The following is a 14,147-nucleotide window of genomic DNA, read 5'->3' on the forward strand; positions in this document are numbered from 1 at the left end:
GGAAGCTGCAAGCGCAGATTAAATCGGGCATTTAGGACGTTGTTCGCTGGTGCCCGGGTCGTGGTGGCGCGCGCCGGTCGGGGCGGATCGTCGGACTGTCGTCTGTCCAACGCCGCCGGTGCCGCATCAGTGACGACACCGCAGGTGACGAGGTCCGCGGATGCCGCCACAGAGACGAGAAGGAGTGGTCGTGACAGCGCAAACCCGGGCGCCGCTCGGACCCCGTACGCCGATGCCGCCTCCGGCCGGTGCCGGATCGCACCTCGGAGGCCGGGCCGTGGCCGTGGCCGGACCGGGTGGGCGGCGGACGAGGATGACGACTCTCGCCGTCGCGCTGCTGTGTGTCGCGGCCTTCCAGGCGTCGTCGGCGAACGCCTGGCTGACCGTCCTGCAGGCCTCCACCGCGGCGATCCTGCTCAGTGGCCGCCTTCCGCGCCCCCGACTGCCCGACGCGCTGGCGGTCGCGGTCGCGGCCTGGGCGCAGCTCACCGTCGTCTGGTCCAGCGACGTCGCGCAGACGCGGAGCGTGGCCTTCGCGTACACCTCGGCCGCTCTGCTGTTCGTCGCGGTCCGCCACGTCGCCACGACGCCGACGCACCTGCTCGCGGTCGGGGGTTCCTACATCGTCGGATGCGCCATCGCCGCGTGGCACCTGATCATCGAGGCGCGCGGGGCCGGGGGACAGGCCAGCGCGATGGACATGGCGGTGCGCTTCGGCATCGAGGGCACGAACATCAACTTCACGGCCTACTCCAGCGTCACCGCGTTCGTCCTGGCGCTGGGCCTGTTGAAGATCCGCGGTCAACGGCGGCTCGTCACCATCGCTCTGATCACCGCGTTGCCGGTGCTGGCGTCCGGGATCTTCCTGAACCGGACCAAGGGTGCCCTGGTCGCCCTGCTGCTAGTGGTGGTGTACGCGCTGCTCAGCGAACTCAACCCCCGGGTGACCTGGGTGGCCGCGGTCGCCGTGGTGCCGACGCTGCTGGTGACGGTGCCGCTCGGTCTGGGGCAGAGCGCGTTGACGTGGGCCGACGGTCTCATCGGCTCGGCGGCGACCGGCGACGTGCTGAGTCGAGTCGAGTTGTGGCGGTACGCGTCCTCCTACTGGTGGGAGGCCCTCTGGGTGGGCGGCGGCGCGGGCACCTTCGAGCTCTGGAATCCGTTGGGCATCCGCCCGCACAACGCCGTGCTCGCCGTCGCCGTGGACCTGGGTCTGCTGGGCTTGCTGGGCGTCGCGGCCCTGTTCGGGGTGGTGCTCGCCCGGCGGGCGGCGCAGTGCCCGGTCGGGCTGCGGGTCGCCGGGCTCTTCCTGGTGGGGGGATTTCCGCTCTGGCTTACCGGAGTGTGGGAGTTCGAGCGGGGGCCGTGGCTGGCACTCGCCCTGCTGTCGATGCTGCCGGTCCAGGTCGCCGGCCGTCGCCGGGCGGACGACCCCGGGCGGCGAGCGACAGGCCGGCCGGCTCCGGTGGGGGTCCGCGCCGCCGTACGCCCGGCCGGGGCGACCGTTCTGAACTGGCCGGGGCGACCGTTCTGAACTGGCCGGGGGCCATCACCCGGTGACTACCCGATCGTTGGCTCGTTCAGTGACTTCTGGCAGCCAGCGATTGGACCGCGACGTCGCGGAGCGACCGTCCGCGCCGCCGAAACCTGGCCTGGCACGACGGCGCGTACGGGCGTCGGGTGCTCAACAGTGTGGAGGGTCGGCGAGTGCAACCTCGGAATCCTGGCCGGGTCGGCTCGCGACCGTTCGGGGCTGGCCGCCCGGCCGGGAGTGGTCCTCGGTGACCACCGTCGACGGAATCAGTCGTGGTCGGCACCGCTCGCCGGTCGGCGACCTGCAACTCCTGGCCGCGCCGCGACCTGAGCACCGGGTATCCCCGACCGGGGCGGCGCTCCGCGCGGCACCGGCCGGTCGCACGGTCACCTGGCTGCCGCTGGTGCTGGCGCTGTCGTGGATGCTCGGCACGTTCGCCGTGTTCTGGTTGACGAGACTGGCCCGCGATGTCACGAACCCCTACCAACTCTCCGCCTTCGTGCTCATGGCGACGGCGCTGTTCGCCGGTGGATACGTGGCGCAGATGGCCCGCCGTCCGCCCTCGCTGGCCGCCGCGACACACTCCATCGGCCGCGTCCGGCTGGTGCGTCAACTGGTCCTGGCCAGCGCCGTCTACTACGTCGTCGTGAGCCTGACGCGGCTGACCCAGTTCGGCGCCACCGGCCCCAGTAGCGTGTGGGCGAACATCCAGGCCCCCGCCACCGGCTACGTCAACAAGTTCGACGTCTATCAGCAGGGGTTCGGCAGCACGAGCCCGTGGATGACCGTGCTCTTCCCGCTCGGCGTGCTCAGCGTGGCCCTCGTACCGCTGCTTGTCGTGCACTGGCGCAGTCTGCCCGGCTGGCTGCGACTCGCCGGCGTGGCCGCCACGACGACGCACATCGCGTTCTACCTCTTCATCGGCACGATGAAGGGCCTCGGCGACGTCGTCATCATGCTCGCGGCCGGAATGTTGATCGCGTGGGCGTCGGTCCGGCACCGGCCGCGGACCTACTCGCGCCGGCGTCGGGCACTCCTGCTCGTCGTCGCGGCGTTCGTGCTCCTGGCCACCTACATGATCCACAATCACGCGACGCGGGCGGCCGAGTTCGGCACCACGGGCGACGTGGTGCGCGTCAACCCGTCGGTGGAACGGGTCGTGGGTAGACCGATGGCCGAGGGCATCGCCGCGATGATCGGTTACCCGACGCACGGCTACCTCGGGTTGTCCTACAACCTGCAGGTGCCCTTCGAGTGGTCCCGTGGCCTCGGCAGCGCACCGTCCGCGGCGATCTTCGCCGAGCAGACCCTCGACGTGGACCTCACCGACCATCCGAGCTTCCCCGACCGGACGGAGAACGAGATGGGGTGGCCGGCGCGCATGTACTGGGCCACCATCTATCCCTGGCTCGCCTCGGACCTCACCTTCCCTGGTGCGGCGCTGTTCATGGGGTTGGTCGGGTGGCTCTTCGCCGGCTCGTGGCGTGCGGCGGTGTCGTCCCGCCGGGTGGTCCCGTCGCTGATCTTCGCGCAGCTCTGCATTCTCGTCTTCTACGTGCCGGCGAACAACCAGCTCGGGATGGCGCCGGAATCCATCGTCGGGATGGCCACGCTCCTGGCCCTGCACGTGCTTCGGTCGATCTTCGGCGAGCACCGGCCGCCCGCAGCGGGTCCGACCTTCGCCGCACGGGCTGCCGGCAGGTAGCCGCCACGCCCCCGGGCCGGGCTGAGCGGCACCCCTGCGCCGTCAGCCCCACCGCCGGAAGAACCTGCCGAGCGGCTCCGCGTACGCCCGGTAGTCGAACGATTCGAGCGCCTGGCTGCGCGCGGCCTGGCGCATCACGCTGCGCTGCGCGGAACTCAACGCCGCCGCCGCACGGAACGCCCCGGTGACCTCGGCGACCGAGTGGTCCCGGCAGACCAGGCCCTCCCGGTGGGGGTGCAGGTATCTGCCCATGTCACTGGTGAGGTTGGCGATCACCGGTGTGCCGCTGGCGAGGCTTTCGCAGAACTTCGTCGAGAAGCCCGCGTCCGCCGCCCGCTCGGGCCGGCGGACGAGCACCGTGAAATCCGCTCCCTGCAGGGCGTTCGACACCTCGACCTGCGGTAGCCGCCCCAGGCACCGCACCCCGTCCGGCAGCGACCGACCGCCGAAGAGGCGGCGCACCTCGTCCAGCGTCGGACCGTAGACGCGCAGCTCGACACTCGTGCCGTCGCGCTGGACGTTGCCCACCGCCTCGATGACGGTGCCCAGGAGATCCTTCCTGTTCCCGTGCGGATTTCCCGCGTAGGCGAGTGTGAGCGGAGGTGCGTCGCCCGCGGTCTGCCGTGCCTCCAGCGTCAGGCCCTTGACGTCGAGAGTGGGTGGCACCCGCAGGACGGGTCGACCGCTGCCGCGGTAGTGGTCTTCCAGGTAGGAGCTGATCGCGATGATGCCGTCACACCGCGGGTAGTAGTGGCGCAGGGCCAGCTTCATGCTGACGTGCAGCGGGCCGAGGTAGCCGCCCCGCACGTGGCGTCCGTTGAACCAGTCGACGACGTCGACGATCAGCGGCACCCGGTGCCGGCGACACCAGCGCTGGAGGTGGAACATGTACTGCGCCTGACCGCCGTGCACCAGCACGTGGGACGGCTTGGTCGGCTGGGCGTCGAGCCACCGGACCGTCCGCTGACCCCAGCGCACAAGCGTCTGCACCGAACTGCCGAGCGGCCCCGCCTCCGGCGACGGCCGCTCCGCGAGACCGAGGTGGGCGACCGAGCCCGGTCCGTCGACGCCGGGCAGCGCCGTGCTGGTGAGCGGCTCCGGTCCGCCGCCGGCGACCACCACGTCGTAGCCGGCGGCGGCCAGCGACGCCACCAGGCCGTAGACCCGTCGGGACCCCGCCTCCCCCCACGGGAAGAGGAACGGACCCACACAGGCAACCCATCCGGTACGTCTCATCGCAGCACCCATCTAGGTCAGTTGCCGGCCGGCGGCCCCGGCGGTGGTGGAACCGGATCGTGCCGCCGAGCCCAGCGTGGCGGCGAACCGCGCGGCCACGTTCTCCTTGGCGTGCTCCTGTCGTGCGAACGCGGTCCCGTTGCGGGCCAGCCGTTCCCGCAGGGCCGCGTCCCGGCAGAGGTCGGTCAGGCCGCGGACGAGCGCCGCCGTGTCGTCGGTGCCGACGATGACGCCCGCGTCGGCCTCCTGGATGTGGTGCATCGACGCCACCTCGGCCGGCCCGTAGCCGAGGATCGGCCGGCCCGAGGCGAGGTACTGGGGGATCTTCGTCGAGACCGAGTAGCGGGTGTAGCGGCGGATCTCCTCGTCGAAGGACTCGATATGGACGAGCACGTCCGCGCCGTGCAGCGCGGCGGGCACCTCGTCGCTGGTCAGCGACGGCCCCAGCCGTACCCGCGCCAGGGACGCGAAGTGTGGCGCGTACCGGGTGAGGTCCTGCTCCGGAGCGTGGATGGTCAGCCGGACGGGCAGACCGGCCGCGGCCAGGTCGTCCAGTGCGGCGCCGATGTCGCGCAGCGACTCCCAGCGGTTGAGGTGCAGGGCGCCGACGTAGACCAGCTCCGTCGTCCCCCGCTGTTCAGCCGTGCCCCGGGGCGCGGCGAAGAAGGTCTCGTCGACGCAGTTCGCGAACGGGCTGAACGGGACGCCGTACCGCCGGGCGTACTCCTGGGCCATCGGCGCACTGATGACCATGCCGAGCGGCACCCGGCGGATGAGTCGCGCGACCGTCTCCTGGACGGACCGGTCGGCCCGGCCGAAGAGCTCACCGTTGTCGTACAGGGTCGCCGGCCAGTCGTCGGTGAAGTGCGGCACGACCGGGACGCCGCAGGTACGCGCCGCGAGCGCCGTGATCCTCGTCAGCCGCACACTGCCGAGCATCGAGTAGACGACGTCCGGCCGGAAGCCACGCATCCACTCGATCAGCGCCGGGGGTACCCGGATCGGGCTGAGATCGGCGGTCGCGCGCAGTTGCGCGTAGATCTTGGCCAGGGCGGGCCGGTTCTCCGCCGCGGCGTGCACGGCGGCGATCGGCCGGCTCTGTTGCAGCGGCGTGCGACCGTTCCAGCCCGACATCCGCATGGCGTAGTACTGGATCGGCAGGTAGTGGTCGCGTGGCGGAAAGTGGAAGAAGTTCTCGCACACGTCCGTGGTCGGCGTGATGTTTCCGGTGTGCACCTGGGCGAGGCGGTCCCTGGGCCAGCCGGAGAAGAGGTTCGACAGGGTCAGGGCGGTGCCGCTGACGCGGCTGAAGGGCGTGTGGCTCACCACCAGTACCCGTGGATATTCCTCGTCGAACACCATCGGTGCCTCCACCTCTCTCATGTGGTCCGTATTCTCAGCGCCCGCCGGTAGCCGAAGACGGCCGCCGGGACAACAGTCACGGTGTAGATGACAACGGCGGCGTACGGTGCCGCGGCCACTCCCCACCAGTGCACTCCGAGCAGTTTTCCGACAATGGACAGCGGTAGGTACAGCAGATAGCCGCACAACTGGGGGCGGACGACTCCCGCCGCGTTCTGCACCATGAACCGTGGTGAGATCGCGGCCAGCACGATCCACCAGCAGGCGAGGCCCAGCAGCAGTGACCGGTCACCTATCGAAATGGGAAGCCAGGCGGCGAGGATCTGCTCGCCGAACAGCACCAGGATGGTCGACGGTAGGAGGGCGATAAGTGTCGAGACGATCGTCATCCGGCGTACGGTGCGGCGAATCCAGTCGAGGTCGCCGCGCGCCAGGGCCTCACCGTGCATCGGCCACAGTGGTTGGTTGACGAGTGTCACGAGCGCGCCGAGCTGGTTGAACAATCTGGCCGGCACCGCGTACGCGGTGACGCTGGCGAGGCCCAGCAGGTGCGCGATGATCAATGGGTCGGCATTGTCCGCCAGGACCATGATCAGGGTGACCAGGAAGAACATGCCGCCCAGGCCGAACAGCTCCCGGACCCCCCGACCGTCGACGAATCTCGGTCGGGGCGCCAGGTGCGGCAGTCGCCAGCCGAACGTCCAGACCGTGTTGGCGATGTTGACGAGCAACGGGGCGACGGCGATGCTGGCGATCACCGCGATCGGGGGCAGTTTCGCGTACACCGCGCCGAGCGCCAGGGGTAACGAGAGCGCGCTCGCCGTCGCCTGCCAGACATTGCTGGCCGCCACCTGCTGATACGCGTACTGGACGCGGGCGACAAGCGACAGCGGAATGTTGAGCAGGAACGCGGTCAGGCACACCAGGGCGACGAGGTGGGCGTCCCGCGCCGCCGTCCCGGTCGCGTTGAAGAGCAGCGGCCAGGGGACGAACCCACCGAGCAGCCAGAGCAGGCCACACGTGGGGAGCGCCACCCCGCACACCGCCGCGTAGGCGCTGGAGACGTACCGCCGGGCCGTGTCCGAGTCGCCGTCCACCCGACACGGCGCGAGCCTCGTCATGAGCCCGAGGCCGACACCCAGGTCCGCGAAGGCGACCATCCCGGTGACGGCGAGCACCGCGGCCCAGAGCCCGTACAGGTCGGTGCCCAGGTAGGACAGGGTCACGGGGAGGAGGACGAGTGGTACGAGAGCGCTGACCGCCCGGCTCAGCGCCGCGGTGGCGATCCAGGACAGCAGTCGACGAGCGCGACTCGGGCCGGGGGGAGCGGCGTCGACCGCAGCGGGTGGCTCCAACGTCTGGACGGTCCGCCGCGACCTGGGCGATGCGGCGTGCAGCGGCTCGTACCGCTGAGACCTGCCGTCCCGGGTCCGCATCTGTCGGTCCTATCGCTTTGCGGCGAACGCCGGAGGGACGCGGCTGCCGCGTCGCGGCCTCGCGCTGGGGTTCCCTACGGTCATAACTGGCGGTGCGGGGATTTGGGTGCGGCTTCGGCCTCCGTCCGCCGCGGCGGTCACCGGGACTGCAGGGGTACGCCCACCGGACCGCCCACCGTCGGGTCGATCGGCTGGCCGCAGAGCATCGCCAGGTGCTCGGTGAGCTTCGCCGCGTCGTCGTACGGGTCCAGCCCGCTCACCTCCATCGGGTCGAGCGCCGGCACGGCCACGTGGGACACCAGCGGGTGGAACGGTCGGGTGTCCACCTCGCCGGTGCCGAACAGGTCCTCGTGCAGCTTCTCGCCGGGACGAAGGCCGGTGTAGACGATCGGCACCCTGCTGGACGCCTGCTCGGCCATCTGCCGGGCCAGGTCGGCGATGCGGACGGGCTCACCCATGTCCAGCACCAGCGCCTCCCCGTCCCGGCCGATCTCGGCGGCCTGGAGCACCAGGTGCACCGCCTCCTGGACGGTCATCAGGTAGCGGGTGACGTCCGGGTGGGTGACGGTCAGCGGCCGGGCGTCCTCGATCTGGCGCTGGAAGGCCGTCACCACCGAGCCGCGACTGCTGAGCACGTTGCCGAACCGGACGCTGAGGAAGGTCCCCGGAAATCGGGACGCGGCGTGCGCGGTCAGTCGCTCGGTGATCCGCTTGGAGTACCCGAGCACACTGATCGGGTCGGCCGCCTTGTCGGTGGAGATGTTGACGAATTTGGCCACGTCCTGGCAGGCGTCCAGCACCGACAGGGTGCCCCAGACGTTCGTCTTGACCGCCTCGCCGGGGTACCGCTGCAACAGGGTCAGGTGCTTGAGCGCCGCCGCGTGCAGGATGACCTCCGGACGGCGTTCCCGGATGATCCGGCGGAGGCCCTCGTCGTCGCGCAGGTCGGCGAGGATCAGTTCCGGGCTGTCCAGCATGGCGCGGCCGGAGAGCGACATCTGCAGGCCGTGCAGGGCCGACTCGTCCCGGTCCAGCATCATCAGCTCACCCGGATCGGCCTTCATCACCTGGCGGCAGAGCTCCGAGCCGATCGAACCGCCGGCACCGGTGACCAGGACCCGCCGCCCGGTCAGGCTGTTCGTCTTGAGCGGCAGGTCACCGATCACCTGGTGGCGGCCGAGCAGGTCGCTGATCTGCACGTCCCGGACGTCGGTGACGGTGATCCGGTGGTCGACCAGGTCCCGCACGGGGGGCAGCACCTTGAACACCGCCCCCGCGGTGAGCGTGGCCTCGCGGATCTGGCGGATCAGCGCCGCGTCGGCGTTGGCCACCGAGAAGATGACCGCCTTCGCGCCGGTACGGCGGATCACGGCGTCGATGTCGCGCCGCCCGCCGAGCACCCGCACCCGCCGGATGCGCAGGTCACGCTTGTCGGGATCGTCGTCGAGGGCGCCCACCGGCAGGTACCGGCCGCGCGGGTCGCCGAGCATCGCCCGCAGCAACTCCTGGCCGGCGTTGCCCATCCCGAACAGCAGCACAGGTGTCGACGACCGGACGTCGGGACGCATGGAGAGGTCGCGCCGGTGCCGGTACGCGAACCGGGCGCCGAGCATCAGGAGCAGGGCGAGTGCGCCGCCGACCAACGGGGTGCTCGCCGGTACCGGCCGTTCACCTGACGACAGCAGGCCGAGCAGCACGATGGTCGCCGTCAGGATGGCGGTGCCGGCGACACCCTGGACCTCCTGCAGGCTGCCCAGCGGATGTCGTCCGGAGTAGAGCCGGCGTACCGCCGCCACGGCCACGTGCGCGCCTGCCGCGAGCAGGCCGATCGCCGCGGCCCGGCCCAGTTGGCCAGCGGGGAGGTCGAACTCGAACCGGGTCCACACGGCCGCGGCGAAGCCGCTGACCCAGGCGGTGGTGTCGGTGGCGAGGAAGCCCGCGGTGCGGCGGCGGGCCCGGGCCCGCCGTGTCGAGCGGTCCGCGTGTTCCGTGTGCTCAGTCTCCTGCGACATGTGCTGGCTCCCTGACCCGTCTCCGACCTCAACCGCCACGTACGGCGGAAGGGACTAAACGCCCTTTGTCCTTGTTACAGGCAGTCTCGTGTTTTTGCGTGGTTTCGGGTGAATAGCGCACCGGCGTCTCTCCCGCGCCGTCCGGTCGTCAGACCGGGCGGGCTCCCGTCCGGAGGCTCAGGAACTCCTCGATCGCGACGGACACCCGGGCGATCTGCGGCTCGGTGAGGGCGCTTCCGCTGGGCAGCGTGAGCCCATCGGTGAACAGTCGCTCCGCCGCGCCGGTGAGCAGGCTCTCCGCGCCGTCGTGCATGGGCTGCAGGTGCATGGGCTTCCACACCGGCCGGGTCTCGATGTCCCGCTCGGCCAGGTGGGCCGCCAGGTCGTCGGCCCGCCAGCCGCACCGCTCCGGATCGACGGTGATGACGGTGAGCCAACAGTTGGACTCGCCGTCCTCCGCCCCGAGCAGGCCGACGCCCGGCACCGGGGCGAAGAGCTTGGCGTAGTGGTCGCGCAGGTGCCGGCGGCGGGCGATCATCGCGTCCAGCCGAAGCAACTGGGCTCGACCGAGCGCCGCGAGCAGGTTGCTGAGCCGGTAGTTGTACCCCGTCTCGCGGTGCTCGTAGTGCCGCGCCGGTTCGCGCGCCTGGCTGGCGAGGTGGCGGGCCCGGGTGAGCAGCGCGGCGTCGTCGGACACCAGCATCCCGCCGCCGGAGGTGGTCATGATCTTGTTGCCGTTGAAGGAGAGCACGCCGACGCGTCCGAAGGAGCCGGCGGCCTGCCCCCGGTGGCGGGCGCCCAGGGCCTCCGCGGCGTCCTCCACCACCGGGACGTCGGCGTCGGCGCAGACCGGGATCAGGGCCCGGTAGTCGGCGCAGCTGCCGAACATGTCGACGGGAACGACCGCGCCGACCCGCTCACCGCGCGACCGCAGCCGTCGCAGCGCCTCGTCGACGAGGGCGACGTCCACGTTTCCGGTCCGGGGGTCGCAGTCGACGAAGACCGGCCGCGCCCCGATGTAGCGGGCCGCGTTGGCGGTGGCGACGAAGGTGAGCGTGGGCACGATGACCACGTCGCCGGGGCCGACACCGACACCGAGCAGGGCGAGGTGCAGAGCCGCCGTCCCGGAGTTGACGGCCACGGCGCCGGCGGCGCCGACCCGCGCGGCGACGTCCTGCTCGAACGCCTGCAGGTCCGGGCCGACCGGGGCGACCCAGCCCGAACGCAGGGCGGCGACCAGGTACGACTCCTCGAGTGGCCCGATGTCGGGGGGCGACAGGTACACGGTGCCGCTCATCGGGCACCGTCGATCACGAGACCATCAGGCATCGGCACGATCCCACCTCCAGCGGCGTCGGGGTAACGCTCGGTACGCGTCCTGACCGGGTAGAAACCGGATGACCACGCTGATAGGCGACAGTCGGCCAGCATTCCCCCGATCAACCCCGAAACTCGCAGACGGACACGGCCGGCTTGGCAGCCTTCTGCGGTCCGGTGATCCACCGCACGAGCGGTGAGCGTCGCAACGGCCGGTCGGGCGAGGGGAAAACTGGCCGGTCGGGCGGGGGAGGGGCGGACCCTTCGGCGGGGGGATCGTGCCGCTGCTCAGGTCGCCGGCGGGGCGCGCTCGACGTCAGTACGGCGAGGGCCGCGAGGTGGCCGACCGCGCCGGCTGCGCCGGCAGTGCCGGCACGGGGCGTCGAAGATGGCCGAGGATCGCCTCGCAGAACACCGCCTCGATGTCGCACTCCTCTTCGATGTGCTGCCACGCCTGGTCCGCCCGGACGTGGTAGCCGCTCGACCTCTCCGCGGTGACGGTGCCGAAGTGCAGGCACTGGAACTCGATCAGGTGGAAGCGGTCGCCGTCGTGGCCGATGTCGAGCGACGCGAGCGGGGTGCCGAGGATGTCGGCGACCTGCTCCGCGTAGCTGAGCAGCGCGCCACGGTCGACGCCCGCCAGGTCCTGGAAGTCGAAGTCGCCGCTGCCACTGGCCCGGAAGTCACCGGGGCGGTTACGCCGGTAGAGGGTGTAGTAGCGCTCACCCATCCGGAGCACCTTGAAGTCACCGCTCAGCCCCGGAATCAACGCCTGCACCAGGAACTTCTGTCGGTGCGTCGAGCGCGGGTGGTGGTCTCGGCGGAGCAGTCGCCGGCCATGCTCGCGGACGGTCTCCGCGTGGTCGTGGGTGCGGCTGAGAGTGCGGGCGGTGCGCAACAGTTCCTGTCGGTTGGCCGCGCGGGCCACGAACTGGGAACCGGCGCCGTAGGCGGACTTGAGCACCTTCGGCCACGGCCCGTCCAGCGCCGCGTCGGCGAGTTCCTCGTACGTGCCGAAGGTGCGGGTGCCCAGCCGTTGGGCGTCGCGCGGGAAGAGTTGGGCGCGCAGCGCCTCCATCATCACCTTGTTGTGGTGCGCGCGCAGGTAGCGGTAGCCCGGAATGACCCGGGCGCCGGCGGTCTCCAACGCCAGCACCAGGTCCTCGATCCAGCTCTTGTAGTGCAGCCCGCGATCCTCCGAGGAGGTGTAGAGCACCGGGACCCCGCGCAGATCGTCGCTCAGGTCCAGGTCGGCGAAGCCGATGACCTCCGGTTCGAGGCCGGCGCGGGTGAGCTGCCCGGTGATCCGGTCGAGGTCCATCGTGCACAGCCCGTGTTGGGTACGGGCGGTGGAGTAGAACGTGCCGCGGTAGTCGCTCAGGATCAGGACTCTGGTCATCTCGGACTCTCTGCACGGACGGAGACTTCGAGGGATATGCACCTATTATGGAGTTTGGCGAGGCTACCATCGGCCCCTGGATCGACCTGGACGACTGGCGGAGATGCGGGAGGCGACATGCGCGTGGTGCCCGATCGGGCCGGCGTCGGGACGGGAGTCTGATGCGCGTCCGCCTCGACCAACCTGGAAAGCTGCTCGGCCCGGTGATCGGGGCGCTCGACCGTCTCCTGCGCGCGGGGGCACGGGTCCGACGGGCGGTCCGGGGCCTTGCCCTCGCCGACCGGTTCGCCGCCCGGGGAGACAACTTCACGTTCGACCCGGACGGTGTGTACACCTGCGGGTCGATCGAGGTCGGCCACAACGTTGATCTCGGGCACCGACCGATCCTGATGGCGGCCCGGAGTCGGATCCGCATCGGTGACAACGTGATGTTCGGCCCCGAGGTGACGATCCGGGGTGGCAACCACCGCATCGACCAGGTCGGCGTACCGATGATCGCGGTCGACAAGGAGGCTGGCGACGACACCCACGACCGGGGTGTGACCATCGGCGACGACGTGTGGGTGGGCACCCGGGCGGTGATCCTGCACGGGGTGACGATCGGCCGGGGCGCGGTGATCGGGGCCGGCGCGGTGGTCACCCGGTCGGTGCCGCCGTACGCGGTGGCCGCCGGCAACCCGGCCCGGGTGATCCGCCTGCGGTGGCCGGTGGAGACCATCCGGGACCACGAGCGGCAGCTCTATCCGGCCGCGCGGCGGCTGACCGCCGCCGAGTTGGCCGGTCTCGCCGAGCTGCCGGTGCCCGAGCCGCGTCCGACCCCCGTGACGAAGTCGCTGACCACCGGCCTCCAGGCGCGATAGTCGAAGCAGTGGGACCGCTCGCGGGCGGCGCGACTCATCGCCCGCCAGGCCGGGTCGTCGAGCCGCAGCGCGCGCTCGATCCCGAGCCGGACGTCCTCCGGCGCCGCGCCGTCGAGGACGATGCCCTCGCGGCCGTCCACGAGGTACCGCCGGAGATCACTTGTCAGGTTGAGCAGCACCGGGCACCCGGCGGCGAGACTCTCCGGCACCTTGGAGGGGAAGCCCGCCTCGGCGTATCCGAGCGGCGGGCGGACCAGCACGGAGAAGTGCGCCCGGCGCAGCTCGGCGAACACCCGGTCGCGGGAGACCCGGCCCAGGAAACTCACCTGGTCGTCGAGGTCGGCCAGCCCGGCCTCGTCCAGGTCGGAGAGCTGGCCCACCCGCTCCCGGGTGATCCCGGCGATCACCAGGTGCACCCGGGCCCGATCGGCGGGCGGGAGGAGACGGATGCCCTCCAGGACCACGGCCAACTGGTCCTTCGCACCTGCCGACCCGGCGTAGAGCAGCCGGAGCCCGTCGCCGAGTGCGGGTGGTGCGGGGTCGGCGTAGTCGGCGCGGTCCACCTGGGGCGGCACCACAAGGGTCGGCCGGCCCTGGCGTACGAAGTGCCTTTCCAGCAGTTCGGAGATGACGATGACCTGGTCGGCGAGTCGTCCGGCCCAGAAGGACGCCCAGCGGTGCCGGAGGAAGTACGGCGTCCGCCAGCCGTGGGGGAACTGGGCCCGGTCGTGCTGCTCCAGCACGTCCACTGTCACCGGGCACCGCACCGCCACTCGCAGCACCGCCCAGGTCGCCAGGTCCCACAGCCCGAGCGGCAGGTGCACGCCGGCCAGGTCACCCGGACGGACGCCCGCGCGGCGCAGCGCGGCCAGCACCCGCAGCGGGCGGAGTCGCCGGTGCGACCAGCGGCCGAGCGCCCCACCGCCCCCGCGGCGACGGGGCAGTGTGATCAGGCGTACGTCGGGTGGCAGGTCCACGGGGGAGGGTGGGCGCGACCCGTCGTCGGGCCAGTCGTTGACCACCAGGGCCACACCCCCCGGCGGGGTGGCGGACCGGACCAGTTGCAGGAGTCGGTTGGACATCGCGTCGCCGTGCGGAAACCGGTACGCGGCCAGCGCCAGCACCGACGGCGTCGCGGTGGGCCGCAGGGCGGGGATCAGATCCGTGCTGGTGGTGGGCTCGCCCACGCTCCACCCCCTCAGGAGGTTCAAGTGATTTGTGCCATTATGACTGCTTAGTCTAGGTGGGCCGTCGAAATGAGGAGACATGCAGCGTGCAGCCGTGCG

At 71.2% G+C, this 14,147-nt stretch carries 9 protein-coding genes and 1 pseudogene; 3 read left to right on the forward strand and 7 right to left on the reverse strand.

The genetic code is table 11. From position 1 onward, the window contains the following. The first annotated feature begins 190 nt into the window (after positions 1–190). On the forward strand, positions 191–1,534 hold the full coding sequence (locus tag AB0C25_RS23165) for an O-antigen ligase family protein (RefSeq protein ID WP_357376311.1): 1,344 nt from the start codon (positions 191–193) through the stop codon (positions 1,532–1,534). A gap of 247 nt (positions 1,535–1,781) precedes the next feature. Continuing rightward, positions 1,782–3,239: a hypothetical protein gene (locus AB0C25_RS23170; protein WP_357376313.1), complete on the forward strand. Its 1,458-nt coding sequence runs from the start codon at positions 1,782–1,784 to the stop codon at positions 3,237–3,239. 42 nt (positions 3,240–3,281) lie between these two features. Here the strand turns inward: AB0C25_RS23170 and AB0C25_RS23175 are convergent, their stop codons facing one another. The 6 genes from AB0C25_RS23175 to AB0C25_RS23200 all read right to left on the reverse strand — a co-directional run bounded on the left by AB0C25_RS23175 (position 3,282) and on the right by AB0C25_RS23200 (position 12,001). After that, positions 3,282–4,475, reverse strand: coding sequence for a glycosyltransferase (locus tag AB0C25_RS23175; protein ID WP_357376316.1), 1,194 nt, complete (start codon positions 4,473–4,475; stop codon positions 3,282–3,284). A 12-nt stretch (positions 4,476–4,487) separates the two neighbouring features. Further along, positions 4,488–5,858, reverse strand: coding sequence for a glycosyl transferase family 1 (locus AB0C25_RS23180; protein ID WP_357376318.1), 1,371 nt, complete (start codon positions 5,856–5,858; stop codon positions 4,488–4,490). Next, positions 5,855–7,273, reverse strand: a complete 1,419-nt coding sequence (locus AB0C25_RS23185) for an oligosaccharide flippase family protein (RefSeq protein WP_357376320.1) — start codon at positions 7,271–7,273, stop codon at positions 5,855–5,857. Before AB0C25_RS23185 ends, AB0C25_RS23180 begins: the two co-directional genes overlap by 4 nt. A gap of 137 nt (positions 7,274–7,410) precedes the next feature. Next, positions 7,411–9,285 carry a polysaccharide biosynthesis protein gene (locus AB0C25_RS23190; RefSeq protein ID WP_357376322.1) on the reverse strand — a complete coding sequence of 625 codons (1,875 nt, stop codon included), beginning with the start codon at positions 9,283–9,285 and terminating at the stop codon, positions 7,411–7,413. A 148-nt stretch (positions 9,286–9,433) separates the two neighbouring features. Continuing rightward, a complete protein-coding gene (locus AB0C25_RS23195) occupies positions 9,434–10,582 on the reverse strand; it encodes an aminotransferase class I/II-fold pyridoxal phosphate-dependent enzyme (protein WP_357376325.1) in 1,149 nt (382 codons plus the stop codon). Positions 10,583–10,918: 336 nt separating this feature from the next. Beyond that, positions 10,919–12,001: a hypothetical protein gene (locus AB0C25_RS23200; protein WP_357376327.1), complete on the reverse strand. Its 1,083-nt coding sequence runs from the start codon at positions 11,999–12,001 to the stop codon at positions 10,919–10,921. A gap of 161 nt (positions 12,002–12,162) precedes the next feature. Between AB0C25_RS23200 and AB0C25_RS23205 the strand changes: the two genes are divergently transcribed. Next, complete coding sequence (locus tag AB0C25_RS23205) at positions 12,163–12,861, forward strand: acyltransferase (protein WP_357376329.1); 699 nt, start codon at positions 12,163–12,165, stop codon at positions 12,859–12,861. A gap of 20 nt (positions 12,862–12,881) precedes the next feature. On the opposite strand, the pseudogene AB0C25_RS23210 reads toward AB0C25_RS23205, so the two are convergent. After that, positions 12,882–14,129, reverse strand: a pseudogene (locus AB0C25_RS23210) (glycosyltransferase); the annotation flags it as partial. Positions 14,130–14,147 lie beyond the last annotated feature (18 nt).

Source organism: Micromonospora sp. NPDC048839 (genome assembly GCF_040649915.1).
Classification (GTDB): domain Bacteria; phylum Actinomycetota; class Actinomycetes; order Mycobacteriales; family Micromonosporaceae; genus Micromonospora.

Coding starts and splice junctions, on each gene's coding strand:
- AB0C25_RS23175 (WP_357376316.1), bottom strand. CDS start 4,475: ATGAGACGTACCGGATGGGTTGCCTGTGTGGGTCCGTTCCTCTTCCCG.
- AB0C25_RS23180 (WP_357376318.1), bottom strand. CDS start 5,858: ATGAGAGAGGTGGAGGCACCGATGGTGTTCGACGAGGAATATCCACGG.
- AB0C25_RS23185 (WP_357376320.1), bottom strand. CDS start 7,273: ATGCGGACCCGGGACGGCAGGTCTCAGCGGTACGAGCCGCTGCACGCC.
- AB0C25_RS23190 (WP_357376322.1), bottom strand. CDS start 9,285: ATGTCGCAGGAGACTGAGCACACGGAACACGCGGACCGCTCGACACGG.
- AB0C25_RS23195 (WP_357376325.1), bottom strand. CDS start 10,582: ATGAGCGGCACCGTGTACCTGTCGCCCCCCGACATCGGGCCACTCGAG.
- AB0C25_RS23200 (WP_357376327.1), bottom strand. CDS start 12,001: ATGACCAGAGTCCTGATCCTGAGCGACTACCGCGGCACGTTCTACTCC.
- AB0C25_RS23205 (WP_357376329.1), top strand. CDS start 12,163: ATGCGCGTCCGCCTCGACCAACCTGGAAAGCTGCTCGGCCCGGTGATC.